The organism is Rhodococcus sp. NPDC058639, from assembly GCF_042717545.1.
Taxonomy (GTDB): domain Bacteria; phylum Actinomycetota; class Actinomycetes; order Mycobacteriales; family Mycobacteriaceae; genus Rhodococcus.
This window is the reverse complement of the sequence record NZ_JBHXRF010000005.1, coordinates 385415-410539: the sequence shown is the minus strand read 5'-3', so window position 1 is coordinate 410539 and position 25125 is coordinate 385415. Positions and strand designations below refer to the sequence as shown.

23 protein-coding genes are annotated in these 25125 nt (G+C 65.7%); 13 read left to right on the top strand and 10 right to left on the bottom strand.

Features of this window, described 5'->3' with window-relative positions:
• The first annotated feature begins 21 nt into the window (after nt 1-21).
• Complete coding sequence (locus ACFWU2_RS12620; protein ID WP_378606171.1) at nt 22-495, top strand: carboxymuconolactone decarboxylase family protein; 474 nt, start codon at nt 22-24, stop codon at nt 493-495.
• Nucleotides 492-1418 (top strand): NAD(P)-dependent oxidoreductase, encoded by a 927-nt coding sequence (locus tag ACFWU2_RS12615; RefSeq protein ID WP_378606168.1) that lies wholly within the window; start codon nt 492-494, stop codon nt 1416-1418. Before ACFWU2_RS12620 ends, ACFWU2_RS12615 begins: the two co-directional genes overlap by 4 nt.
• 25 nt (nt 1419-1443) lie before the next feature.
• Here the strand turns inward: ACFWU2_RS12615 and ACFWU2_RS12610 are convergent, their stop codons facing one another.
• Nucleotides 1444-2205 (bottom strand): SDR family NAD(P)-dependent oxidoreductase, encoded by a 762-nt coding sequence (locus tag ACFWU2_RS12610; protein ID WP_378606165.1) that lies wholly within the window; start codon nt 2203-2205, stop codon nt 1444-1446.
• A gap of 149 nt (nt 2206-2354) precedes the next feature.
• Here ACFWU2_RS12610 and ACFWU2_RS12605 point away from each other — a divergent pair, with 149 nt between their 5' ends.
• Complete coding sequence (locus ACFWU2_RS12605) at nt 2355-3917, top strand: acyl-CoA synthetase (RefSeq protein ID WP_378606162.1); 1563 nt, start codon at nt 2355-2357, stop codon at nt 3915-3917.
• Between the two features lie 61 nt (nt 3918-3978).
• Here the strand turns inward: ACFWU2_RS12605 and ACFWU2_RS12600 are convergent, their stop codons facing one another.
• The 9 genes from ACFWU2_RS12600 to ACFWU2_RS12560 all read right to left on the bottom strand — a co-directional run bounded on the left by ACFWU2_RS12600 (nt 3979) and on the right by ACFWU2_RS12560 (nt 12403).
• Nucleotides 3979-4773, bottom strand: coding sequence for an NAD(P)-dependent oxidoreductase (locus ACFWU2_RS12600; protein WP_378606159.1), 795 nt, complete (start codon nt 4771-4773; stop codon nt 3979-3981).
• Entirely contained in the window at nt 4770-5588 is an 819-nt protein-coding gene (locus tag ACFWU2_RS12595; protein WP_378606156.1) for an NAD(P)-dependent oxidoreductase, read from the bottom strand. Before ACFWU2_RS12595 ends, ACFWU2_RS12600 begins: the two co-directional genes overlap by 4 nt.
• A gap of 28 nt (nt 5589-5616) precedes the next feature.
• On the bottom strand, nt 5617-6552 hold the full coding sequence (locus ACFWU2_RS12590) for an alpha/beta hydrolase (protein ID WP_378606153.1): 936 nt from the start codon (nt 6550-6552) through the stop codon (nt 5617-5619).
• Nucleotides 6552-8252 carry an OB-fold domain-containing protein gene (locus tag ACFWU2_RS12585; RefSeq protein ID WP_378606291.1) on the bottom strand — a complete coding sequence of 567 codons (1701 nt, stop codon included), beginning with the start codon at nt 8250-8252 and terminating at the stop codon, nt 6552-6554. Before ACFWU2_RS12585 ends, ACFWU2_RS12590 begins: the two co-directional genes overlap by 1 nt.
• A 29-nt stretch (nt 8253-8281) precedes the next feature.
• A complete protein-coding gene (locus ACFWU2_RS12580) occupies nt 8282-9628 on the bottom strand; it encodes a cytochrome P450 (RefSeq protein WP_378606150.1) in 1347 nt (448 codons plus the stop codon).
• A gap of 49 nt (nt 9629-9677) precedes the next feature.
• On the bottom strand, nt 9678-9869 hold the full coding sequence (locus ACFWU2_RS12575) for a ferredoxin (protein ID WP_378606147.1): 192 nt from the start codon (nt 9867-9869) through the stop codon (nt 9678-9680).
• A gap of 85 nt (nt 9870-9954) precedes the next feature.
• Nucleotides 9955-10815, bottom strand: a complete 861-nt coding sequence (locus tag ACFWU2_RS12570; protein WP_169651533.1) for a mycofactocin-coupled SDR family oxidoreductase — start codon at nt 10813-10815, stop codon at nt 9955-9957.
• A gap of 77 nt (nt 10816-10892) precedes the next feature.
• Nucleotides 10893-11597 (bottom strand): SDR family NAD(P)-dependent oxidoreductase, encoded by a 705-nt coding sequence (locus ACFWU2_RS12565; protein WP_378606144.1) that lies wholly within the window; start codon nt 11595-11597, stop codon nt 10893-10895.
• Complete coding sequence (locus tag ACFWU2_RS12560; protein WP_378606141.1) at nt 11594-12403, bottom strand: TauD/TfdA dioxygenase family protein; 810 nt, start codon at nt 12401-12403, stop codon at nt 11594-11596. Before ACFWU2_RS12560 ends, ACFWU2_RS12565 begins: the two co-directional genes overlap by 4 nt.
• A 217-nt stretch (nt 12404-12620) precedes the next feature.
• On the opposite strand from ACFWU2_RS12560, the gene ACFWU2_RS12555 reads away from it, so the two are divergent.
• From ACFWU2_RS12555 to ACFWU2_RS12510, 10 genes are all read left to right on the top strand, one after another.
• Nucleotides 12621-14117, top strand: a complete 1497-nt coding sequence (locus ACFWU2_RS12555; RefSeq protein WP_378606138.1) for an aldehyde dehydrogenase family protein — start codon at nt 12621-12623, stop codon at nt 14115-14117.
• Nucleotides 14114-15319 carry a CaiB/BaiF CoA transferase family protein gene (locus ACFWU2_RS12550; RefSeq protein WP_378606135.1) on the top strand — a complete coding sequence of 402 codons (1206 nt, stop codon included), beginning with the start codon at nt 14114-14116 and terminating at the stop codon, nt 15317-15319. The genes ACFWU2_RS12555 and ACFWU2_RS12550 overlap by 4 nt, the downstream gene beginning before the upstream one ends.
• Nucleotides 15320-15335: 16 nt before the next feature.
• The gene (locus ACFWU2_RS12545; protein ID WP_378606132.1) at nt 15336-16529 is read left to right on the top strand and encodes an OB-fold domain-containing protein; all 1194 of its coding nucleotides are present in this window, start codon (nt 15336-15338) and stop codon (nt 16527-16529) included.
• Complete coding sequence (locus ACFWU2_RS12540) at nt 16526-17686, top strand: thiolase family protein (RefSeq protein ID WP_378606129.1); 1161 nt, start codon at nt 16526-16528, stop codon at nt 17684-17686. Before ACFWU2_RS12545 ends, ACFWU2_RS12540 begins: the two co-directional genes overlap by 4 nt.
• A gap of 279 nt (nt 17687-17965) precedes the next feature.
• Nucleotides 17966-18919 (top strand): ABC transporter permease, encoded by a 954-nt coding sequence (locus tag ACFWU2_RS12535; RefSeq protein ID WP_378606126.1) that lies wholly within the window; start codon nt 17966-17968, stop codon nt 18917-18919.
• Nucleotides 18916-19818 (top strand): ABC transporter permease, encoded by a 903-nt coding sequence (locus ACFWU2_RS12530; RefSeq protein ID WP_378606123.1) that lies wholly within the window; start codon nt 18916-18918, stop codon nt 19816-19818. Before ACFWU2_RS12535 ends, ACFWU2_RS12530 begins: the two co-directional genes overlap by 4 nt.
• 50 nt (nt 19819-19868) lie before the next feature.
• Complete coding sequence (locus ACFWU2_RS12525) at nt 19869-21452, top strand: ABC transporter substrate-binding protein (RefSeq protein ID WP_378606120.1); 1584 nt, start codon at nt 19869-19871, stop codon at nt 21450-21452.
• Between the two features lie 27 nt (nt 21453-21479).
• On the top strand, nt 21480-22493 hold the full coding sequence (locus ACFWU2_RS12520) for an ABC transporter ATP-binding protein (RefSeq protein ID WP_378606117.1): 1014 nt from the start codon (nt 21480-21482) through the stop codon (nt 22491-22493).
• Complete coding sequence (locus tag ACFWU2_RS12515; protein WP_378606114.1) at nt 22483-23586, top strand: ABC transporter ATP-binding protein; 1104 nt, start codon at nt 22483-22485, stop codon at nt 23584-23586. The genes ACFWU2_RS12520 and ACFWU2_RS12515 overlap by 11 nt, the downstream gene beginning before the upstream one ends.
• Nucleotides 23587-23613: 27 nt before the next feature.
• On the top strand, nt 23614-25107 hold the full coding sequence (locus tag ACFWU2_RS12510; protein ID WP_378606111.1) for an MFS transporter: 1494 nt from the start codon (nt 23614-23616) through the stop codon (nt 25105-25107).
• The last annotated feature ends 18 nt before the right edge of the window (nt 25108-25125 follow it).

The window sequence follows — 25125 nt, the reverse complement described above, 5'->3', positions numbered from 1 at the left end:
CCGGCCACGAAGGGATCACCGATGTCTCCAGAGGTCACTACCGTGCAGAGCGGCGTCGCCGCAGCGCACGACACGGTGTACAACGCCGGTCTCACCGAACGCAGGGATGTGCTGGGCGACGAGTATGTCGACGCGGCGCTGACCCGCAACGCAGGTACGGACGGCGAAGCACTCCAGGGCTACGTCAGCGAATTCGTCTGGGGCGGCGTGTGGACCCGGGACGGCTTGGGACGGCGCGACCGATCCCTCGTCACGGTGTCACTGCTCATCGCGCTCGGGCAGCACACCGAACTTGCGACCCATGTGCGCGCGGGACTCCGGAACGGGCTGACCCGTAAGGAGATATCCGAGGCGGTCCTCCACGCCACCGCGTATGTCGGTGCGCCGGCGGGACTCGCCGCGATGCGGGTCGTCCAGGCGACACTCGTGGAACAACTGGGACCGCTCGACGCAGCGGAGTCCGGCATCTCCCCCTCCGAGGAGGCGGGAGCGTGAGTGCGACGTCGGTACGCCGCCTGGGGCACGTCGGTCTGGGCGCGATGGGCCGCCCGATCGCACGCAACTTTGCGCGCAGTGCCCGGCCCCTGGTGGTGCGCGACGCCGACACCGATTCTCAGCAGCGGTTCGTCGACGAGCATTCCGGGGTCACCGGTGCCGCCGGATTCGCAGAGTTCGCCGACTGCGATGCCGTGGTCCTGGTCCTGCCGACCAGCGACATCGTGGACTCCGTCGTGCTGGGTGACGACGGACTGCTGGCGCATCTCCGCCCGGGTGCTGTGCTGATCGATATGGGGTCGAGCGTGCCTACGCGCACACAACGTCTCGCCCGGATCGCCGACGAGAAGGGGATCTCGGTCGTCGACGCCCCCGTCAGCGGCGGGGTGGCGAAAGCCGAACAGGCCGCCCTCGCGGTGATGGTCGGTGGTGACACCGCAGTCGTCGACAGGGTCCGCCCGTTGTTGCAGGAGACCGGACAGGAGATCATCCACGTCGGTGCGGTCGGTTCGGGACATGCGGCCAAGGCGCTCAACAACCTGCTGGCCGCGAACAATGTCCTCGTCGCGGCCGAAGCCTTGCTCGTGGGCAGGAAGTTCGGCATCGCGCCGGAAACCCTTCTCGCGGTGCTCAACGCGGGGAGCGGCCGCAATCAGGCCACCGAGACGAAGTACGAGAAGTTCGTGCTGTCACGCACCTTCGATTCCGGATTCGCCGCCGCGTTGATGCGCAAGGATATCGGCATCGCGCTCGATCTGGCGCACGACCAGGGGATCGAACCGGTGCTGGGAGAAGCCATCGGGCGAGTCTGGGATGCGGCGGTCGATGCCCTCGAGCCGGGAGCGGACCAGACCGCGGTGGTGCGTTACCTCGAACAGGCACACGGCGTTTCGCTGGAAGACGCTGCGGCCGAGCAGAGCTGACGCACCACGGACACGGAGTAGGTCGTCAACGCAGGACGGTTCCGCCGTCCACGTTGACAACCTGCCCGTTGATCCAGGAGCCGTCGTCGGACATCAGATACGCGACCATGCTCGACACGTCGGCGGCTTCCCCGAGACGGGTGCTGCGCGTGCGCGCGAGCATTCCGGCGAGGAGCTCGGGCGGTGCGCCTTCCCGGATCTCGTCGGTCAGGATCAGGCCGGGGGTCACCGCGTTGGCGCGAATGCCTTCGCGCCCCCACCGCGACGCGACATGGCGTGCGAGAGCGTTGATTCCCGCCTTCGTCGCAGAGTATGCGGGCCGTTGCGGATCGCCGGTGAACGAGGCGATCGACGAGGTATAGACGATGGCGCCACCTCCACGCTCGAGCAGCAGTGGGACGGTGTGCCGCGTGACGAGCATGTGGCCCCGCAGATTGACGGCGATCGTGCGGTCCCACACGTCGAGGTCGATGCTCACCACGTCGGAATCCTTGGTGACGGCGGACATGTCGCCGGCATTGATGTGGACCGCGTCGAGTCCGCCGTAACCGTCCACCGTCGACGCCACGAGGGCTCGCACGGAATCGTCGTCGGAGATGTCGAATTGCACCGCGGTCGCCTCACCGCCCGTTGCGCGGATGGAGGCGGCGGTCCGCTCGGCTCCATCCGAATCGATGTCGCCGACGACGACCCGGGCACCTTCCCTGGCGAGACGATGCGCGGAGTCGGCGCCGAGTCCGGTTGCGGCACCGGCAATCAATACGACTTTGCCCTTCAATCCGTCCATATGAACATCCCTGCTTTTCGCGTCGGTTCAGGAAAACCGGAACCCGTGAATTCGAACCTACCTAGAGCAAGAACAAAGTTCTAGTGTGTGAGAACAATGTTTCCGTTTCGTCGGCGGGGGCCGGCGGTCGACGAAGAAGGCGAGAGTTCGTGACCGAAACACAGGAACTTCTGATACCGAGCACCCACGCACGCGCCACCCCGGACCGGCCCGCGATCGTCATGGCGTCCAGCGGAGAGACGGTGACCTACGCGCAACTCGAGGAGCGTTCGATCCGGTTCGCGCGAGCACTCCGATCCCGGGGACTGCGCCCCGGCGACCACATCGCAATCCTCATGGAGAACAACCGTCCGTTCCTCGAGATCTGCTGGGCAGCGCAGAGGTCGGGCCTGTACTACACGGCGATCAACCGGCATTTCAGGGCCGGTGAGGTCCAGCACGTGCTGAGCGACTGCGGTGCCGTCGCCCTCGTCAGCAGCGAAGGTATGTCGGAGGTGATCGAAAGTCTCGACCTCAGCGGAGTTCGGGTGCGGGTCTCGGCGAACGGGTCGATCCGGGGATTCGAAAACTATGACGACGTGCTTCGCAGCGAATCGGCGGAACCCCTCGACGGTGAAGTCGAGGGCCGGGAGATGCTGTACTCGGGTGGCACCACGGGCTTTCCGAAGGGTGTGCGCAAACCGTGGCCGGGCACGCCACTCGGTGATCCTTCGTGCGCACCTGTTCTCATCGCCCGCGGTCTGCTGCGCAACGGACCGCGTCAGGATGTCGTCTATCTCTCGCCCGCTCCGCTGTATCATGCTTCGCCACTGGTGTTCTCGATGTCCTGGCATCGGCTCGGCGGCACTGTCGTGGTGATGGACAACTTTGATGCACGCACGTGTCTCGAGTTGATCGAGAAGTATCGGGTCACGGACGCGCAGTTCGTCCCCACCATGTTCGTGCGGTTGCTCAAACTGCCCGACGACGTCCGCGCTCGGTACGACACGTCGAGCCTGCGGGAGGTCGTCCACGGTGCTGCTCCCTGCCCCGTGGCGATCAAGCAGCGGATGATGCAGTGGTGGGGACCGATCATCCACGAGTACTACTCGGGTACAGAGGATGTGGGCGCGTCGGCGATCTCTCCCGAAGAGTGGTTGTCACACCCCGGTTCGGTGGGCCGGCCGATGCAGGAGTGCCACATCGTGGGCGACGACGGCCATGAGCTTCCGCCGGGGGAGGTAGGGGTGGTGTACTTCGCGGGCGGTCGAGCGTTCGAGTACCACAACGATCCCGAGAAAACCGCGTCCATCACCAACGACAAGGGCTGGCGAACCCTGGGCGACATGGGATATCTCGACGCCGAGGGTTATCTCTACCTCACCGATCGCCAGGCGTTCATGATCATCTCGGGAGGAGTGAACATCTATCCGCAGGAGACCGAGAACCTGCTCGTCGGTCACCCCGCGGTGGTCGACGCCGCCGTGATCGGCGTTCCGGACGACGAGATGGGAGAAGCCGTCAAAGCTGTGGTCCAGCTTGCAGATCCGGCGTCGGCAGGCCCGGAGCTCGAGTCCGAGCTCATCGACTTCTGCCGTGACGAGCTGGCCTCCTTCAAATGCCCTCGCACGGTCGACTTCGTCACGGAGCTTCCACGTGACCCGAACGGCAAGTTGTACAAGCGCCGACTGCGCGACGGGTACTGGGCGGGTCGCGAATCCCAGGTCGTCTGACCGGGAGGCAGACGCCGGGGCTACGCACCGAGTGCGTCGCCCCGGCGTCCGGTGCCGCGAATTACGTACGCGCGTCGATCGCGGTGTCGAGCACGCCCAGGTCGGCTCCGAGTTCGGCGACGGTCGCACGCACCACAGCAATGTCTTTCGAGAGGAACTCGCCGACAGCGCTGCGGAACTCCGCGACGGAACCGCGCATCGCGATGTTGCCCATGACTTTGCACGACGAACTCGCGTGCGGAAGTGCCTCGAAGAGCGATTTCTCGTCGAGGCCGAGCCGGCGGCCGAGTTCGGCCGCCTCCGCCATCAGACCGATCTCCGCCGCGAACAAGGCATTGTTGACCAGCTTGACCCGCTGGCCGCTGCCGCTGGATCCGACGTGGATGACCGGGTCTCCATAACTCTTCAGCACCGGCGTCACGGCAGACACGGCCTCGTCCGCGCCACCGACGAACAACGTCAGCGCACCGGCCGCGATGTCGTGCGGTCCGCCGCTGACCGCAGCGTCGACCACCGACACCCCGTAGGGTTCCGCCTCGGCGGTCAACGTCTCGATGGAACGAGGGCTGATCGTCGTGTGGACGATCAGGGTCGAGCCCCGCGGCATACGCGCGAGTACCCCGTCGTCGAGGCACACCTGCCGGACCTGGGCGTCGGTGAAGACGCAGACCGCGACGATGTCGGCGCCGTCGCCGATTTCGGAGATATCGGCCGCCGGGCGTGCTCCGGCCGACTCGAGAGCCGATCGGGTCTCCTCGTTGCGCGCCAGCGCCCGCACGTCGTGGCCGTTCGAGACGAGGCGTTGCACCATGGGCAGGCCCATGCGGCCCGCGCCGACGAAATGCACTGTGGTCACCGCGGGTACTCCATCATCTCGAGGGTCGCGTCGGCTGCGGTCAGCGCGGCGCCGGGGTTGACGCCGGCTGTGTCGGCGATCTCTGCGATGTGCCGCACGTCCTTACGCAGAAGTTCACCCGCGTGCTGTGCGATACGGTCGAGTGTTCCTCCGGCCGACACGACACGTCCGAGGGCGAAGCTGTTCGCGGTGCCGTTCGCGACGACCTCACCCAGGCGTGCCGAGTCGATGCCGAGGGCCGCACCGAGTTCGAGGGTGCTTGCCGCGGCGGACAGGTTCGCGGTGAACAACAGGTTGTTGAGAAGCTTGGTCACCTGGCCGGCCCCCAACTCGCCGAGATGCACGACGGGGTTGCCGTAGGTCGAGAAAACCGGACGGCACTTCTCGACGATCTCGGGATCGCCCCCGACCATGACGAGCAGAGTGCCTGCGGCCGCGCCCATTCCGCCGCCGCTGACCGGCGCGTCGACGATCGAGACGCCGTGTGTGCCGGCGATCTCGGCGAGTTCCCTGCACGTATCCGGGTGGATCGTGCTGTGGATCGCGATGACGGCGCCCTCACGGAGTCCTTCGAGGAGTCCGTTCTCTCCGGCGACGATCTGACGGACGTCGTCGTCACCGACCACGCACAGGCACACCAGGTCGCTCACCGCTGCGAGTTTCGCGGGTGACTCGGCGTAGGTGGCGGCGGTGTCGGCGTACGGTTCGAGGGACGCGGGCCGACGAGCCCACAGTGTGGTCTCGAAACCTGCTTCGACGATTCGGCGGGCCATCGGCCCGCCTTGACTTCCGAGCCCGATGAATCCGACACGCATCACCGAACCTCCTTACCGTTCGTGGTGGTCATGACCTGAAATCCGCCGGCCGGGTGCGGTACTCGATGCACTCCTCGAGGAACGAGATCACGCGACGGTGGTAGGCGGGCGCGGCGTAACCGATGCTCAGGTTGTGCCCACCCGACGGTTCCACCTGAACCTGTACGCGGGGTGCCTCCGTGAACATCGCGGCAACGTCGTCGAGAGCGGACGGGTCGTTGCGCCATACCTTTTCGTGCTCGGCCGCGGTGAAGTGCACCGGTACTCGAACCTTTGCAGCGAGCGCGGGGAAATTCTGCTTGGGCCAGGACGCCGTCACGACCCCCTCGTACGCCGGGGTGGACGACGCGATCTTCGCGCCGCCGATGATGTCGGCCGGGTAGAGATCGGCCGGGGTCCAAAGCAGTTCGCCGACGCCGCGGGCGTTCGCGTACCGATCCTTGGTGCCGAAGATGTCGGCCGCGAGCGCGTGATGCTCGCGGCCGGTGCCCGACAGTTCGAGACCGAGGATGTCGCCGTTGCGATCGTCCACGGCCATCCGCATCGTCAACTCGCTTCCGACGGAATGCCCCCAGAGGAACACACCGGCACCGCGCGATCCCGAGCCGAGGAAAGCGTCGATCGCTGCGTACGCAAGTTCGACCCGACGAGCGGGTTCGGTCATGTCCTCGTGATGCGGGCGCGAGGACCCGTAACCCGGACGGTCGAGCGCCAGCACGGTGAATCCCTGCGCCACCGCCTCTCGCATCAGCGACAGCTCCGGGTGGTCGGGGCAATCCCAGTACACGGACTGGGCGGCACCACCGTGCAGCGCGACGATCACGGCGCGCGGTGCATCCGCCTCCATGATCAGGCCGGACATCGGGATGCCCTCGACATCGACGACGCGAGAGACGGGTGAGACGCCTCCCGCGCCGTCGACGCGGGCCTCCTCGATCGGTGAGGTGTGGGGGTGAGCGGCCATCACGACTCGCTCCGGAGCAGCATCGCGCTGCCCGGGGTGAGCCCGCCGCTGCTGACGACGGCGACACGCGCATCGCGAACCTGGCGGTCGCCCGCTTCGCCGCGCAACTGTGTGACCGCTTCGTGGACGAGGCCCATGCCGTGGGTGCGGCCGTGCGAGAGCTGACCGCCGTGTGTGTTGAGGGGGAGGATGCCGTCGCGCGCGATGTTCTTTCCTCCGTCGAGGAAGTCCTTCGCTTCGCCGATCCCGCAGAAGCCCAGTGCTTCGATCCAGGACAGGGCGTTGAAGCTGAATCCGTCGTACAACTGGGCGACGTCGACGTCTTCCGGACGGAGCGACGTGCGTGTCCACAGATGCGCTGCCGGCCCGAGGACCTGCGGCTCGTGCGTGAGAGTGCTCTGATCCCACTCGATGCGCTCGACGATCTGGGTCCCGACCGCTTCGACGCGGATGGCGGGACGGGCGAGATCGCTCGTCGTTTCGGCCGCGGAGACGATGACCGCGACGGCGCCGTCGCACGGGACGTCGCAGTCGTAGAGCCCGAAGGGCGTGGTGACCGGGCGCGCGGACAGGTAGTCGTCCATGGTCATCGGGTCGCGGTAGATCGCGGTCGGGTTGAGTGCAGCGTTTGCCCGCTGGTTCAATGCGATCCAGCCGAGGGTCTCGCGCGTCGTCCCGTAGCGATGGAAATGCCGCTGGGCGTTCTGGGCGAGCGTGTGCGCCGCGGAGCTTGCACCGAACGGCATCATCCAGCTCGTGGTGCGTCCACCGGACGGGGTGATGTCGCCCGAGCGCATCATTTCGCTGTAGGTCGACTCCCACAACGTCCGGTAGCAGAGCACGTGGCGTGCGAGCCCGCTCGCCACCGCGAGCATCGCGGCGATCACCGAGCCGCTGGGACCGGGGGTTTCGAGCCCGCCGTTGAACCAGGTGGGGCGCAGGCCGAGCGCGGACTCGAGCGCACCGATGCCGCCTTCGCCGAATCCGACCAGGGGGCCGGCACCGGGGTAGGTCGACAGGCCGTCGATGTCGTCCATCGTCAGCCCGGCGTCGGCCACGGCGCGTTCACAGGCCTCGATGGTGAGGGCGATCGGATTGACCATCATGCGGCGTCCGATGCCGGACATGCCGACACCGGTGATGGCGACTTTGTCCTCGAACTTGTCCTGAGTGACAGGGGGCCGGATGTGGAACCGGATCTGGTCCGGTTCGATCTCGTCCGTCGGCAGGGGAGCAGGGGAACCCTGCTCCGCTACCGGGCGGAAGAACGGAAGCCAGACGTCGCCGTCGGCTTCGAACACGACTTCCATGCGCATACCGAGCTCGAGTTGCTCGGCATCGCATTCCACCGTGTTGGTCGTGAGCCGCACCCGGGGGTCTTCTTCCAGTGCGACCTGTGCGATGACAAAGGGCGTAGGGAGGCCGGGCAGACCGAAGCGGTGGTTGACCGTGAATCCGATGAGTGTGGCGTTACCCGATACGACGCGCACCCCCATCTGTTTCCCCCGGCAGTAGCGGCAGATCGGCTGAGGAGGATGGATGAGAGCCGAGCACGACTCGCATTCCTGTATCCGCAGCAGGCCGTCCGCGCCTGATTTCCAGAAGAACTTGTTTTCCAGGGTCAGCTGGGGGAGGGGACGTCCGGAGGCTTTCGCCGGCGTGTCCCGTGTCCCTGCGTTCCCTGATTCCTGATCGACCACCGCTGTGTCAGCCACTTACCCGAGGATCCTTACTTCTTTGCCGTGATGGGTGCCGCGAGTCCCTGTTCGTCGATCAGGACTTGCAGCTTTTCCAGGGTCGCGTCGAGGCCGGGACCGATCCGCTTGCCCGGTGTGAACGTTGCGGGCAGGTGCCGCATGCCCTGGATGACTCCGATCGAGTCGTAGTGCACGGTGCCTTCCGGATCGCACGTGTAATCCGGCATGCGATCGAACACCGCGACCAGCATCCGCTTGAACACCGTGCGAGCCAGATTCGACCCGATGCACCGGTGCACCCCGAGCCCGAAGCTGAAGTGGCGATTGCCCTTACGCTCGAGATCGACGGTGTTCGGTTCATCGAACAGTGCGGGATCGCGGTTGGCCATCGCCCACGACAGCCAGATTCGTTCCCCTTCGCGGACCTGCGTGCCGCTGAACTCGCAGTCGGTGGAGAAGGTGCGTCCGTCACCGGGGGTGGGGGTGAAGTAACGCAGGAACTCTTCGGTGGCGCTGTCGAGCAGGGCGTCACGCTCGTCGCTGAGACGCGTCCGCTCGTCGGGGTTCTCACCCAGCCATTCGAGCGCGTGTGCGGTCAGTGCCGTGGTGGTGTCGAAGCCGCCGCCGATGAGGAGGCTGAGGATGCCCAGCAACTCCATGTCGTCGGGCTTCTCCCCGAGCACCTCGACGTCGGCGATCGCGTTGATCAGACCCGGGCGCGGGTTCTCCCGGATCTCGAAGAGATTGGTGAGCAGGTCGATACCCATGGTGCGGTGAAGCTCGCCGATACGCGCGATATCGGGGGAATCCGGCGGGGTGTAGATCGCCGCGTGGACCGGCTCGCAGTACACCTCCCACTTCTTGATCGGGATACCGAGCATGGCCAGGGTGATGACCGCCGGCACGATGTTCGCGAGGTCGTCGACGAAATCGATTCGCCCACTCTCGATCTTCTCGTCGAGGCTGGCCTGCACGACCTCGTCGATGATCGGAATCCACTTCTGGATCGCAGCGGGGGAGAGATACGGGTTGAGGAGCGCCCGGAATTCGCGGTGCTCCGGGTCGTCCATTTCGAGAATTCCGCCGCGCACGCCGGATGCGCGCTCGGCTGTGGGGATCATGATGCCCTTGTAACCGCGACGAACGCCCTTGATGTCGTGGTCGTTCGAGACGTTGGGCGAACGGACGATGTTGAACACCTCGTCGCTACCCGCGGCGACCCAGTGGCCTCCGTGGGTGTCCGACCATGCCATAGGGCATTTCGACTGCATTTCCTCCGTGATCGGCAGGAAATTCTCGCGGTAGTCGGCGGCGTGCCGGTCGAAATTGAAGACCGGGGTCCGGTGGGAATTGTCGGCAACGACGTCGTCGACACTCATGGTTTCCTCTCTGACGCTTCGATGGACGGGCTGTTCGAAACGCTGATGGTCAGGAGATCTGGACGGCCTGCTCGGGGCAGGACCGCGCGGCTTCCCGCACGGCCTCCTCGAGGTGGGCGGGTACTTCCTCCACGACGGCTGTGGCGTGCCCGTCGATTTCACTCAGTTCGAATACCTCCGGTGCCGCCATGGCGCACAGGGTGTGTCCTTGGCAGCGCTCGGGATCGACCTTCACCTTCACGATATTTCCTCCCGGTTGAGGTTGAAATTGGTTGGCGCCCGGATATTCCCACGACCACCCGGGAAAGTCCCGCGCACTGTGACGGTCAGATGTGGAAGTCGTACCACTTCAGGTACCCGCCACCGTCGACGCGCATCTGCATGCCCGTGACGTAGCGCGACTCGTCGGACGCAAGGAAGAGCACCATATTGCTGGAGTCTTCGGGCTCGATGTACGGAATCGGCATGGCCTGCTGGACACCGAAGACAGGCTCGGCGTCCGCGCGGGTCGGGTGCTCGAGGTCCGGGCGGAACGACCGGTACATGGGCTCGCTCTGCAGCATCTCGGTGTTGCAGTTCGTGGGATGCAGTGCGTTGACGCGGATCTTGCGGGGTGCCAGATGGGTCGCGAGTTCGTGAACCAGCTGTGCGATGGCACGCTTGGAGAAGACGTAGGCGACGCCGCCGAGATCCTTGCCGGGGACGTCGACCTTGGACACGTCCATCAGGGCGGCGGTGGAACCGGTGGCGATGATGGAGCCGCCCTCGGCGAGATGCGGAAGCGCGGCGTGGATCGCGTTGAGCGTGCCGACCAGGTTGGTGTCGACGACATCGGCCCACGCCTGGGTCTGCGGCTCGCCCTTCATGCCGGCGACGCCGGCCTGCGCGACGACGATGTCGACCTTGCCGAATTCGGCCAGCCCCTGCTCCAGGGCGGCTTTCACCTGCGCGGCCTCACGCACGTCGGCCTGGACGGCGACGATGCGCCGGCCTTCCTTCTCGACGAGCCGGACGGTCTCTTCGAGATCTTCCGGGGTCGCCATGGCGTACCCCATCGAATCGATGTTCCGGCAGATGTCGACGGCGATGATGTCGGCGCCTTCGGATGCGAGTTTGACTGCGTGACTACGACCTTGACCACGAGCTGCGCCGGTGATAAACGCGACCTTGCCTTCAACACGTCCCACGAGATGTCCTTTCGACGGGGTTTCGGCCGGAGGTTTCCGGTCGAGTGGAACCGGCACCTCGCGGGGCCGGAGCGGTTCTAGGTGTTGCGTCCGCCGTTGACCCCGAGGATCTGACCGGTGATGTAGCCGGCTTCTTCGGAGATCAGGAAGGAACACGCGGCGGCGATGTCTTCGGGGCGTCCTGCCCGCCGGACAGGGGTGCGCTGGATGTGGTCTTCGACGGTTCCGCCGAGCAGTCCCTTTGCTTCGGAGCGCCGGAGCATCGGGGTGTCGACGAAGCCCGGCGGTACGGCATTGACGGTGATGCCGCTCGGGCCGTACTCGAGGGCGAGCGATTTGGTCAGACCGTTGACGGCGGCCTTGGACGAGACATAGGCGGACATGAACTGCTGGCCCGACTGTGCGCTCGACGACGAGATGTTGACGATGCGTCCCCAGCCGGCCTCGATCATGTCGGGCAGGGCGGCCTGGACGCAGTGGAACACGCCTCCGAGGTTCACCGCGACGACCTTCTGCCAGGTGTCGTAGTCGATGTTCTGAAAGCGCTTGTACAGCTCGAGTCCCGCCCCGTTGACGAGGATCGTGACGGGGCCGAGTTCCGCGCGGATCTCGGCGAACGCGGCCTCTACCTGCTCACGGTCGGACACGTCGACCTTGTATTCGAACTCGTCCCCGGTGGGATTGAGATCGAGTACGGCGACCCGGTGTCCGTCCTTGCGCAAGCGTTCGGCGATGGCGCGCCCGATTCCGGAACTGCCTCCGGTGACGACTGCGGTCCTCATGCCCATGCCTCGTCCCCGACGATGGTGGTGCGGCGCATCAGGCGCTCGGACGCCGGATCATAGGGAAGGGCGCGATGCAGCATTCCGGTGTTGTCCCACACCACGAGGTCACCGACGGCCCATTCGTGCGAATAACAGAAGCGTTCCTGCGTCGTCCACGCGAGCAATTCGTCGAGGAGTTCGCGGCTTTCCTCGGGGCGCATCCCGACGATGTGATCGGCGGTGGCTCCGATGACCAGCGACCGCCGGCCGTCCCGTCGCTCCCACACCAGTGAGGACTCATGGGGTGGCAGTGCGCGCCACCGGGCGACCATCTCTTCCGGCGGGTCCGGATGGACGAGACGCTGAGCAGCTTCGAAGCTGTGCACGACGCGCAGGCCCTCGTAGCGCTTCTTCTCCTGCTCCGGAAGATTCTCGTACGCCGCGTAGGTGCTGGCGAATGCGGTGCCCCCGCCCACCATCGCCACGTGCCGGGCCGTGAGCGTGGTGGCTTTGGCAGGCACGTCGTTGGTGGTGTCGTCGATGTGCCAGTGGAACGTGCCCTTGAGGTACTCGGCCGACGGAGTCTTGGCCGGATCCAGCGAGACGGTGAAGATCTCCTGTCCCGGTGCCGGTGTCACGACCTTGCCGAGCTTGCGGCTGAAGGCCAACTGGGCGTCGTCGTCGAGGTTGACTCCGCGGATGAGCAGGACCCCCCGCCACTTGAGTGCTTCGAGCAGCTGCGCAACGACGGTGTCGTCGTCGAGGCTGTCCAAGCCGGTCACTTCTACACCCAGCGACGGACTGAGGGCTGTAGTCTGAATCACAAGAATCTCCCTTCCGGATGCGAGAACCATACTCTCGCGCAATTGCAGGTCGCAAGAGCCGGACGAATGGCGCTACGACGGCGAATCCGAGGTGGGGTTCGTGGCGCATATCACTTTCGGTCTATCTTCGCGGCTGACCGGTTGCTAGAGTTCTCGCTCACAGAGGGAATAATTCTCATTGAAGAGAATGATGTTTTCACCCATGTGAGGAGACGGAATGTCAGTGCAGGACAACGGGTCGACCGCTGTGGCCGACGACGCAACCTCGAACGGTGTGACGAAGCGCCTGCTCATCGACGGCGAGCTGGTCACCACCGATCGCACGTTCGCGTCCTACAACCCCGCGACCGGCGACATCGTCGGTCATGCTCCCGATGCCGGGGTGGAGGAAGCGGAAGCCGCGATCAAGGCGGCGCGTCGTGCATTCGACACGACCACGTGGTCGACGGATGTCGAATTCCGCGCCAAGTGCCTCGACCAGCTGTACCAAGCCCTGCGCGACAACGTCGAGGAGCTGCGCGAGCTGACCATCGCCGAGGTGGGTGCGCCGCGCATCCTGACCCACGGCAATCAGCTCGATGCCCCGATCGAGATCGTGAAGTACTACGCCGAACTCCTCCGGAACACACCGTTCACGGAAGAACTCGGCGAGGTCGAGTTCCGTGGACAGCCCCACCGTCGCTGGGTCGAGAAGGAAGCCGCCGGCGTCGTCGCGGCGATCGTCGCCTACAACTACCCGACACAGCTGGCGATGGCGAAGCTGCCGGCCGCGCTCGCCGCAGGCTGCACGGTGGTGCTCAAGGGCGCCCCCGACACCCCGCTCGTCACGCAGGCACTCGCCGAGGTCATCGCCAACCACACCGACATCCCCGCGGGCGTGGTCAACATCCTGTCGTCGTCGCAGATCGCTCCCGGCGAACTGATGACCACCCATCCGGACGTCGACGTGGTCACCTTCACGGGCTCGACGCCGGTCGGCAAGAAGATCATGGCGGCAGCAGCCGACTCCCTCAAGCGGGTCTTCCTCGAACTCGGCGGCAAATCGGCACTCATCGTGCTCGACGACGCGGACATCCCCACCGCCGCCCAGTTCGCGGCCTTCAGCATCTGCTCGCACGCGGGCCAGGGCTGTGCCCTCACCACCCGCCTGCTCGTGCCGCGCTCGAAGCACGACGAGATCGTCGCGCACGTCGCCGGTGTCATGCAGCACGTGCCGTTCGGTGATCCGTCGGACCCGAAGATCTACATGGGCCCGGTCATCAGCGAGAAGCAGCGCGAAAAGATCGACGCCATGGTCAAGCGCGCCGTCGACGAGGGCGCGACCCTCGTCACCGGTGGCGAGAAGGTGGATCCGGGCTGGTTCTACAAGCCCACCCTGCTCGCAAATGTGGACCCCGACAGCGAGATCGCGCAGGAAGAGGTCTTCGGGCCGGTCCTCGCCGTCATCCCGTTCGACGACGACGATCATGCTGTGGAGATCGCCAACAACTCCAAGTACGGCCTCTCGGGTGGCGTGCTCAGCGCGGACGACGAGCGAGGCATCGCCATCGGGCGTCGTATCCGGACCGGCACCTTCAGCGTCAACGGCGGCAACTACTTCAGCCCCGACGTCCCGTTCGGCGGTTACAAGCAGTCCGGTATCGGTCGCGAGATGGGCGCCGCGGGCCTGGCCGAGTTCCAGCAGCTGAAGGCATTCTCGGTGGTGGTCAAGTGAGGCCGCTCGAAGGAGTCCGTGTCGTCGAGGTCGCGATGTACGGCTTCGTCCCCTCGGCGGGCGCGGTGCTCGCCGAATGGGGCGCCGACGTCATCAAGATCGAGCACGCGGTCACCGGCGACCCGCAGCGCGGTCTCCGTCAGACCGGCACCATGCGAGTCGAGGGCGACCCGAACCCGAACGTCGAGCACGCCAACCGCGGCAAGCGCAGTCTCGGACTGGATATCTCGATTCCCGAAGGCCGTGAAGTCCTGCTCGAACTCGTACGCGGGGCCGACGTCTTCCTCACGAGTTTCCTGCCGAGGGTACGTACCAAGCTGAGCATCGATGTCGACGACATTCGTGCGGTGAACCCGAAGATCGTCTACGCGCGCGGCAGTGCACTCGGGCCTCGCGGTATCGAATCCGACAAGGGTGGCTACGACATGACGGCCTTCTGGGCCCGTGCCGGTGTCGCCGCGACCCTCACCCCGGCCGGAACGGAAGGGATGATCGCTCCTCCCGGGCCCGCGTTCGGCGACACCATCTCCGGCACCAACCTCGCCGGAGGAATCGCCGCAGCGCTGTTCAAGCGTGAACGAACGGGTGAGCCGTCCGTGGTCGACGTCTCGCTTCTGAGCAGCGGCGTGTGGGCCATGGGTCACACGATCGCACTGTCGGCGCACCTCGGCGTGCACATGGAGGCACCGAAGGCCGGCGGGCACGGATCACCGCGCAACCCGTTGTCCGGTGTGTACGGGACGGCCGACGGCCGGTACGTGTCGTTCGTGATGCTCCAGCCCGGCCGCTTCTGGGCCGACGTGTGCCGGCACATCGACCGGCCGGACCTGATCGACGATCCGCGCTTCGCGGATGCGGAGGCGATCGGTGAGAACACCGCCGAGGCCGTCGCGATCCTCCGTGAGGTGATCGGCAGCAAGCCGCTCAGCGAATGGACCCAGCGTTTCGGCACCCTGTCGGGGCCGTGGGCACCGATCCAGGACTCCCTCCAAGTGGTGAGCGACCCCCAGGTCCGGGCGAACGAGTACCTCATCAAGGCAGGGGAACTCGAACTCGTATCCAATCCCGTGCAGTTCGACGTCGCCGCTCCCGAAAGTGGTCCGGCACCCGAGTTCGCTGCCCAGACCGAGGAGATTCTCCTGGAACTCGGTCTGGACTGGGAACGCATCATCGAACTCAAGACCGCGGGCGCAGTCACCTAGCCCGCAAGGAGGGATCATGCCGTACATCGCTTCGATCGGAACGTATCTGCCCTGCTGGGGAACGTCGGACAGCAGGGTTGCCGGTGACGACGAGGATGCCGTCACCCTCGCCGTCGAGGCCGGTCGTGCCGCGCTCGAAGCGGGCGGATCCGCCGAGTACGTCGTCGTCGTGAGCCGGGACCTGCCGCTGACGGAAAGCAGCAATGCGGCGGTCCTGCTCGCGGGGCTCGGACTCGATCCCGAACTCGAGGTGACCGAGCGTCTCGGTGGCGCACCGGCGGCACTCGACGCCCTCGGGTCGGCTCGCCCTCGCACGCTCGTGATCGGCGTCGATATCGAACCTGCCGGAGCGGCAGCGGTACTGACGTCCGATCGCGGTCTGCAGGTTCGCACGGCTGCCCGGGTCTCGCGCAGCCTGCCGGTGCGGACACGGAGTGCGTCCGGCGACATCCATGACTACGGGGATCCGAGGCTGCTCGCGAAGCGCGGCTACCTCGCCTCGCTGTCGACGGCGTGGGTGGAGTCCCCTGCGATCGTGGCCGGGGTGACGTCATCGGAGACGGGGCGTCTCGCGGCGACGCGCCGGCTGGATCTGCCCACCACGGGCGCGAGTTCGGGGCTGTTCGCCCTCGCATCCATGGCCGAAGCCGGCATCACCGGGCCACTGGTCGGAGTGGAGCAGGCGAGCCTGTCGGGGTTGACGGTCGCCGACGGGGCGGTACAGGTGAATCGGCGGGAGCGGCCGCCCCGGCCGAGACCGGCCTCCATCCGTACCGCGGAAGGGGAGATTCCGATCTCCCTGGCTGCGTACGAACGAGCCTTCGAGGCGAAAGTGCGCTGGGAGGCCGGGCGTTTCGCGGACAGCGAGACCCTCGACTTTCCGCCCCGGTATCGCGTCGACGCCGACGGAACGCTGAACACCGGATATCTGCTCGTCGATCTTCCCCGGACCGGCACGGTGTACACCGAGGTCACCGTGCACATCCCGGTTCCGGGCCTGAGTTCGCCCTATTCGCTGGTCGTCGTCGAACTCGACGACGTCGGAGTCCGTGCGCTGGTGCGGGTTACCGGAGTCGAGGCCGGCACGGCCGACATCGGTGACCGCGGCAGGCTGGCGTTGCGCCGGGTCGCCGTGCGGTCGGGTGTCCCGGATTACGGCTATGCATTCGAGCCCGATGATGTCGGCACGGATGCGGAGGAGGCGGCATGAGAAACGTCGCAATCGTCGGCGCGGGAATGACTCCGTTCGCCGAGCATTTTGCGCTGGGCATGCGGGACCTGCTCCCGATGGCGTACTCCGAATGCGCCGCAAGCGTCGACAAGGGTATCGCCAAGTCCGACCTGCAGGCCGCGTGGTTCGGGTCGATGGGCACCACCGACGGATTTCCGTCCGGCATCCTGGCGGACACGCTCGGGTTGCCGGAACTTCCGGTGACGCGCGTCGAGAACTCCTGTGCCACCGGGCACGACACGATCCGTAATGCGATGTTCGGTATCGCCTCGGGCGCGTACGACGTCGCCCTCGTCATGGGTGCCGACAAGATCCGTGAGACGGCGTCGAAGGGCATGTTGTGGGAATGGGAGGCGATGACCCGGGACATGGCGTGGGACTACCCGCTGGGTCTCGCCCAAGCGGGGTTCGCACTCCACGTCCGGCGCTACCTGTACGAATCCCCTGCCACCCGTGAGCACATGGCGATGGTGGCGGTGAAGAACCATCGCAACGGAATGACCAATCCGAAGGCCTGCCGGCGTTTCGAACTGACGGTGGAAGAAGTGCTCGCCGCGGACACCACCGTCACGCCGTTCGGGGTCTACGACTGCGCGCCTCAGAGCGACGGTGCCGCCGCGCTCGTCCTCGTCGCGGACGACGTTGTCGATCGCTTCACGGATCGGCCGGTGTGGATCCGCGGTACCGGACTCGGCCTCGATTCCGTGATGCACCAGCACAAGGGGGATCTCACGACGCTCCCGGCGACTCGACGTGCCGCGAAGCAGGCATTCGCCGCGGCCGCGCTGGGTCCGGCGGACGTGGACGTCGCGGAGGTGCACGACTACTTCACCGGCATCGAACTCATCAGTTACGAGGATCTCGGTTTCGCGGAGAAGTTCGAAGCGTTCAAGTTGCTGGAGTCCGGGGCCACCGACATCGGCGGTTCCCTTCCGGTGAATCCCAGTGGGGGTCTCAATACGAAGGGGCACCCGCCCGGCGCGTCGGGGGTGGCGCAGTGCGTCGAACTCTTCGAGCAACTACGGGGACAGGCCGTCAATCAGGTCGACGGAGCACGAATCGGACTTGCGCACAACGTCGGAGGTCCGACAGCGGTAGCCGCTGTGACGATTCTGGAGGGGCCCGCAACTCGCTGACCTCTCTGCACCCGGACAGCCCGCACCCACGCCCGTGGGTGTGGGCTGTCCGGCGTAGCACGACTGTGGCTTTTCATCGGACGCTGCCCGAATATGTTGCAGCACTGCAAGATTGCCGTTCTGTATTCTTTGCACGCCATTCGCCTTTTTCGTGAATCCGTATTGCCGTGCCCACAAACAAGACTTAATGTGTGGGTCATCACATGGAGTGCTCGGGTGGGTCTTGTTCTGTGTCGCCGCGTCCCACGGCTCCGGCAGCACGATGAAAGTTGAGTGTGGATGATTCTCACGGTTTCGAAGAAAGTGGGCCGCAGCCTGCTGGTCGTCCTTCTGGTGACGATCGCGGTTGTCGCGCTGCTCGGTCTTGCTCCGGGATCTGTCGCGCAGGTCATCCTGGGCGAGAACGCAACACCCGAAGCTGTCGCCGCCATGGACGCCAAGCTCGGCCTCGACCAGCCGTTCTGGGCGCAGTACACGGGATGGCTCGCCGATGCGGTACGGGGCGATCTCGGAACATCGCCGCTGACAGGGCAATCGGTCAGCGAGGCCATCGCCGAACGTCTGCCGGTGACGCTCCAGCTCGCCGCTATGGGCTTGATCATCGCTCTCCTCGTTGCGCTCGTCATGGGCGTGGTCTCGGCGTCGCGTCCGGGTAGCAAGGTGGACCGCGGGATGAACGCGCTGTCGGCGGTCTTCCTGTCGGTGCCGGCCTTCATCGCCGGTCCGGTACTGATCTATTTCCTCGCGATTCAGCTCAACATCTTCCCGGTGATGGGGTGGTCCCGGATCGGGGAAGGCCTCGGCGAGAACCTGCGTGGCGCCCTGCTTCCGGCGCTGGCGATCGCCCTCACGGAGATCGCGGCATTCCACCGTCTGCTCCGCACCGATCTCATCGGCACGCTGCGTGAGGATTTCGTCGCCGCGGCCCGAGCCAAGGGAATGCCGTCCTGGTACGTGATGTTCCGGCACGCGCTGCGCCCGTCGTCGTTCTCGCTGATCACTGTCGCGGGCATCAACCTCGGCCGCCTCATCGGAGGCACGGTCATCGTCGAAACATTGTTCGGGCTGCCGGGTCTGGGGCAACTGGTCGCCTCGTCCATCACGTCGCGTGACGTGATCATGGTCCAGGGCATCGTGGTGTTCATCGCGGTCGTCTACGTGGGAATCAACACCCTTGTCGATCTCAGCTACCAAGTGATCGACCCGCGGGTCAGGAAGGTGGTCGGAGCATGACCCAGGTCGCGTTGGAGAAGAAGGACGACGGGCGCCCCGTCGACGAGGTAGCTACGAAACTTCCGGATGTACCCGAGGTCAAGAAGACCCGGTCGATTCTGGTGTACCTGTCGATCGCGTGGCTGGTGATCATCATCGGTGCCGCGGTCTTCGCCGGACTCCTGCCCCTCGCTCCGTACAACATCCCTATCGGTTCGCCCCGCACGCCACCCGGCTTCGGCTCGCTGGACACGATCCTCGGAACCGACACGCTCGGGCGGTCCCTGCTCTCGCGCGTCGTCTACGGCGCCCAGGTGTCGCTGGTGATCGGTGCTGTCGCCGGCACCGTCGGCTTCGTCGTCGGCTCGCTGTTCGGAATGATCGCGGGATACTTCGGTAAGCGTGTCGACGCCGTGATCTCGCTCGTTGCCGACGCCATGCTCGCGTTTCCGCCTCTCATCCTGCTTCTCGCCCTGGCGTCGATCCTGACTCCGAGCGTCCAGACGATGCTCTTCGGGCTCGGATTGCTGGCGGTTCCGTCGTTCATCCGGCTGTCCCGGGCCAACACCCTGGCGTGGTCCTCGCGTGAATTCGTGAGGGCGGCAAAGAACATGGGCGCAGGGAACGGGCGCATCCTCTTTCGCGAGATCATGCCGAACGTGCTCGCGCCGCTGGCGTCGTACATGCCCATCGTGATTGCGGCTCTGATCGTCGCCGAGGGTTCCCTGAGCTTCCTCGGGCTGGGTATTCCACCACCGCAGCCCAGTTGGGGCGGCATGATCAACGACGGTAAGGACGCAATCGCGACGTCCCCGCATCTGGTGTTCGTGCCGGCCCTCGTCATCTTCTTCACGGTGTTCGCTCTCAATCAGGTAGGCGACCACCTCCGCACCAAGTACGACCGGACGCTGCACGACTGAGTGGGCCTCGAACCGGTTGTATTCGAACATGTTTCAATGAGAGGTCGAGAATGATCCGACACAGACGTCTGGTGGCTGCGCTCGCGGCCGCATGCTCTGCCGCACTGGTGCTGGGGGCATGTGGGACCGGCGATTCCGCTTCCGCTTCCAACGCCCCCCAGAGCACCGTGGACGCGGGCGACCCCGTAGCCGGTGGTACCGGGCGCATCCTGCAGATGGGTGAACCACGCTCGCTCGACCCCGCGGCGCTGTCCAACACCTGGGCCCACCAGCCCGCTCTGGGCAATGCCCTCTACGGCACGTTGATGGTCACGGCCAACGACACGCTCGAACTCGAATACAAGATGGCGACCGACTTCTCGACTGCCGACGGCGGAAAGACCTTTACGCTGGTGTTACGGCCCGACCTCGCGTTCAGCGACGGTAGCCCGCTCGACGCCGCGGCCGTGAAGTTCAATTGGGACCGGCTCAAGGACCCCGCACTGGGATCCACAACGATCCGGCAGGCTGTGCAGATCGAATCGACCGAGGTGGTCGATCCGACGACGATGCGTGTGACGATGGTGAAGCCGAACCCCCAGTTCGGCCAGGCGGTCGTCGCCGGCGCACTCAACTGGATCGCATCCCCGGCCTCACTCGAGAAGGGGGCTGCCGCATTCGACGAGAATCCGGTGGGAGCGGGACCTTTCACGCTCGTGAGCTGGACCCGCCAGGATTCGATCGAGCTCGAGAAGAACGCCGGGTACTGGGATGCACCGAAGCCCTATCTCGACAAGCTTGTGATTCGCACCGTGGCCGACGCCAACCAGCGTTCCAACGCGATGACCACCGGTGGGGCCGACCTCACCACGGAGACGAGCTGGACCAACATCAACAAGGCCGAGGCCGCCGGCCTGCAGTACCTGGTCGCGTCGACCGGTGGTGGCCAGTTCGCCGGTATGAACCAACGGCGCGCACCGTTCGACGACGCGCGGGCACGACGTGCCGTCTCGCTCGCCGTCGATCTCGACGCCGTGAACACCGTGGTCTACAACGGTGAGGGCGACGTGCCGAAGACCCTGTTCCCCGAGGATTCCCCGTACTACGCCGATATTCCCTTGAGCACGACGGATGTCGCCGAAGCGCAGCGCCTCTTCGATGAGCTCGCCGCGGAGGGCAAGCCGGTGTCGTTCACCTTCCTCTCCTACCCGACGACCGAGAGTCGCGTGCTGGGTGAGGCAATCCAGGCTCAGCTCAGTGCATTCGAGAATGTGGAGATGAAGGTCGAGGTAGCCGATTTCCCCGCGGTGACAGCACGTGCGGGTGCCCGTGACTTCGACATGCTCGTCTCGTCCACGATCACCCAGGATCCGGATTACGCGCTGACCATGGCGTTCGACTCGCAGTCGAGCGGAAACTTCATGGGCGTGAACAATCCGGAACTCGACGCCGCGCTCGAGCGAGGCCGGTTCGGCCAGACCGTCGAGGAGCGCAAAGCAGCGTACGACGAGGCACAGCAGATCATCGCCGACACGGTGGTGGGTCTCTGGTACGTCCGGGCGTTGCCGTCGGTGACCTTCGGTAAGAACCTGCACGGCGCAAAGATTTACACACTCGGGTCTCCTCTCCCCGAAGAGTTCTGGATCAGTAACTAGCCGACACGAGGAAAGGGCCGGCTCGCCGTGAATGCTCAGCCGCTTCTCGAAGTGAGAAATCTACGTGCCTACATCGGCACTCCACGAGGCACCGTCCGTGCCGTCGACGACGTGTCGCTCGACTTGGATTCCGGACAGGCGCTGGGCATCGTCGGCGAGTCCGGCTCCGGCAAATCGGTGATGGCCCGCGCGATCATGGGGCTCATGCCTCCGCGTTCGGGCCGATCCGGCCACGTGACGTTCAGGGGCCGTGACCTGCTCTCCCTGACGAAGAAGGAGAAACTGGAGATCTGGGGAAACCAGATCGCCATGGTTTTCCAGGATCCCGGGCGTTCGCTCAACCCGGTGGTCAAGGTGGAGCGTCAGCTCACCGAGGGGATGCGGCGGCATCTCGGTGTGAGCCGGTCCGAAGCGCGGACCCGAGCGTTGAAGCTTCTCGAAGAAGTGGGCGTTCCGGACCCCGAACGACGGCTGGGTAACTATCCCCACGAGATGTCCGGCGGTATGCGCCAGCGCGTCATGCTGGCGATCGCGCTGGCATGTGAACCGGACCTTCTCATCGCCGACGAGCCGACCACCGCCCTGGACGTCACGGTGCAACGGCAGATCCTGGACCTGCTCCGCCGCGTCCAACGCGACCGGGACATGTCGATGATGCTCATCAGCCACGACCTCGCCGTCGTCGCCGGACGCACGGACCGCGTCGCGGTGATGTACGCGGGCCGCCTCGCGGAGGTGGGATCGACCCGAGAGGTGTTCGATGCGCCGATGCATCGCTACACCCACGCGCTGCTGGGGGCGACCCCAACGATCGATCACGAGCGTCACGCGCCGCTGCGCTTGATCGAGGGGTCGCTGCCCGATCCCACCGATCCGCCGCCGGGGTGCCGGTTCGCGCCGCGCTGCACCCATGTGGTGGACGAGTGCACCGTCGCGCCTATCGGTCTCGAGCCGGTCGGTATCGACCATGAGGTCGCATGTCTGCGTCCCGTCGTTCCGGCGGTCGGCGCTGTATCCGGAGGTGAATCGCATGGCGGGTAGTGGTACCGCTCATCTGCGGGGCGAAGAGGCCCTGCTCAGTGTTCAGGATCTTGTGGTGGAGTACCCGACGGATGCCGGCACCGTGCAGGCGGTGTCGAAGATCAGTTTCGACGTACTGCCCGGCGAGACGCTGGGAATCGTCGGCGAATCGGGATGCGGCAAGTCGACGACCGGCCGGGCCGTCCTCCGGCTCGACCGGGTGACATCGGGGCGAATCCGCTTCGGAGAAGAGTGGATCGAGAGCGCGAGCGAAAAGCACATGCGCTCGCTCCGCCGGGATATGCAGATGATCTTCCAGGACCCGGTGTCGTCGCTCAATCCCCGTCGCGCTGTCAAGGACATCGTGGTCGAGGGGATGACCATTGCGCGCGCGTCGTCCGAGTCGCGAGAGAAGGCATCGGCGTCGGTTCTCGAGCAGGTCGGTCTCGCGGGCGACCGGTTCGCGAACGTGCTCCCCCGGCAGTTGTCCGGGGGCCAGGCCCAGCGCGTGGCGATCGCGCGGGCGCTCGCGCTCGAGCCGAGGCTGCTCATCTGCGACGAACCGGTGTCGGCCCTGGACGTCTCGGTGCAAGCGCAGATCCTCAACCTCATCGAGGAACTGAAGACGAAGTTCGCTCTGACGGTGGTGTTCATCGCCCACGATCTCGGCGTCGTACGCACCGTCAGCGACAACGTGATGGTCATGTACCTCGGCAAGGTGTGCGAATTCGGTGATTCGATCGAGATCTACGACGATCCCGCTCATCCGTACACGCGAGCCCTACTCGATTCGGTTCCCCTGACCGATCCCGAGAAGGCGTTCGCCGGGCCGGCTCTGGCGGGCGACGTACCGTCGCCTCTCGCACCTCCGACGGGATGCCGGTTCAGGACCCGTTGCCCGAAGGCCGAGGATCGCTGCGCCGAGGAAGAACCCGAGATGCGGGAAGTACGGCCGGGACAGTATGCGGCGTGCCACTTCCCGTTGCCGTCGGTCACGGGCCGGAAGAACCTTTTCGACACCGTGGAGACCACACCTGTCGCGACCGAAGCCGTGGAGACCGAAGCCGCGGAGACCGAAACCGGGGACACCGAACTGGTGAACGCCGATGGGTGACGGTGGTCCCCGAGACGCCGGGCGCCCGTGAATGCCGTAGTACCGGCCGTCCGGACCGGTCCGACCATCTGGGTGCTGGTCTTCGCCGGAATCGTCACGACGCTGATGTCCACGTTGGTGATTCCGCTCCTCGTCGACTTGCCGGAAATACTCGGCACAAGTCCCGCGAATGCGTCATGGGTCGTCACGGTGACCTTGTTGTCCGGAGCGGTCGCCACCCCCGTGACCGGCCGGTTGGGCGACATGTACGGCGCACGACGGATCCTGCTGCTGTGCACCGTGCCGCTGATCCTCGGGTCGTTCCTGTGTGCGATGTCGTCCAGCCTGGCACCCATGCTCGTCGGACGTGCGCTGCAGGGCGCAGGATTCGGCATCGTTCCACTGGGAATCAGCGCTCTGCGCTCACTGGTACCTCCCGAGCGTCTGGGGTCGGCGATCGCGTTGATGAGTTCGTCGCTGGGCATCGGCGGAGCGCTCGGACTCCCGGTCGCCGCAATCGTCGCGCAGACGACGAGCTGGCGAATGCTGTTCTGGGGAGTGGGGATCCTCAGCGTGGTGATGGCGATCCTCATCGCATGGGTGGTGCGCGACACACCGGTGAACGAGCACAGGGGGAAGTTCGACGGATTCGGCGCGTTCGGTCTGTCGGTGGCACTGGTATGCCTGTTGCTCGCGGTGTCCAAAGGCGGTGACTGGGGATGGACCGCGGGACTGACCTTGACGCTGCTCGCGGTGTCGATCGGGGTGCTTCTCGGCTGGGGACGCTGGGAGCTTCGAGCGGACAGTCCTCTGGTGGACCTGCGGGTGGCGATGGGCAACCGGGTGCTCGTGACCAATATCGTCACCATCTTGATCGGCTTCTCGATGTACTTCCAGGCCTTGCTCGTTCCTCAGATCCGGGTGCTGCCCGAGTCCACGGGATACGGCCTGGGGCAATCGATGATCGTCATGGGACTCTGGTGTGCGCCCGCCGGCCTGCTGATGATGGTGATCTCACCACTGGGTGCACGACTCACGACCGCGCGTGGTCCCCGGACGACGCTGTGCACCGGTTGCCTGATGATGGCCGCGGCATACGGTTCGTCGCTGTTCATGATGGGATCCACCTGGGGCCTGCTGGTGATCACCTGTTGTATCGCCGCGGGAATCGGGCTGGCGTACGGTGCAATTCCGACGCTGCTCATGGGAGCGGTGCCGCTGACGGAGGTCTCGTCGGCGAACAGCGTCAACACGTTGCTGCGCTCATTGGGCAGCACGGTGTCCGCGGCGGTCGCGGGAGTCGTCTTGGCGCAGATGAGCATCATGTTCGCAGGCAACACGATTCCTACCGAGAAGGGATTTCTCGTGGGCATGCTGATCGGTGGCGCTTCGGCACTGCTCGCGGCGCTCGCCACTGTGGCGATCCGCGGAGCGCAACCCGGCGGTACGGCGACCCCGGTTCCCGGCATCGCGGCACAGTCGCCGGCCGATGCGTCGTCGCGCTCCGCGGTCACCGGCCCGGGGGCCGCGTCCGCACGGTGAGTGCGTCACGCAGAGAAC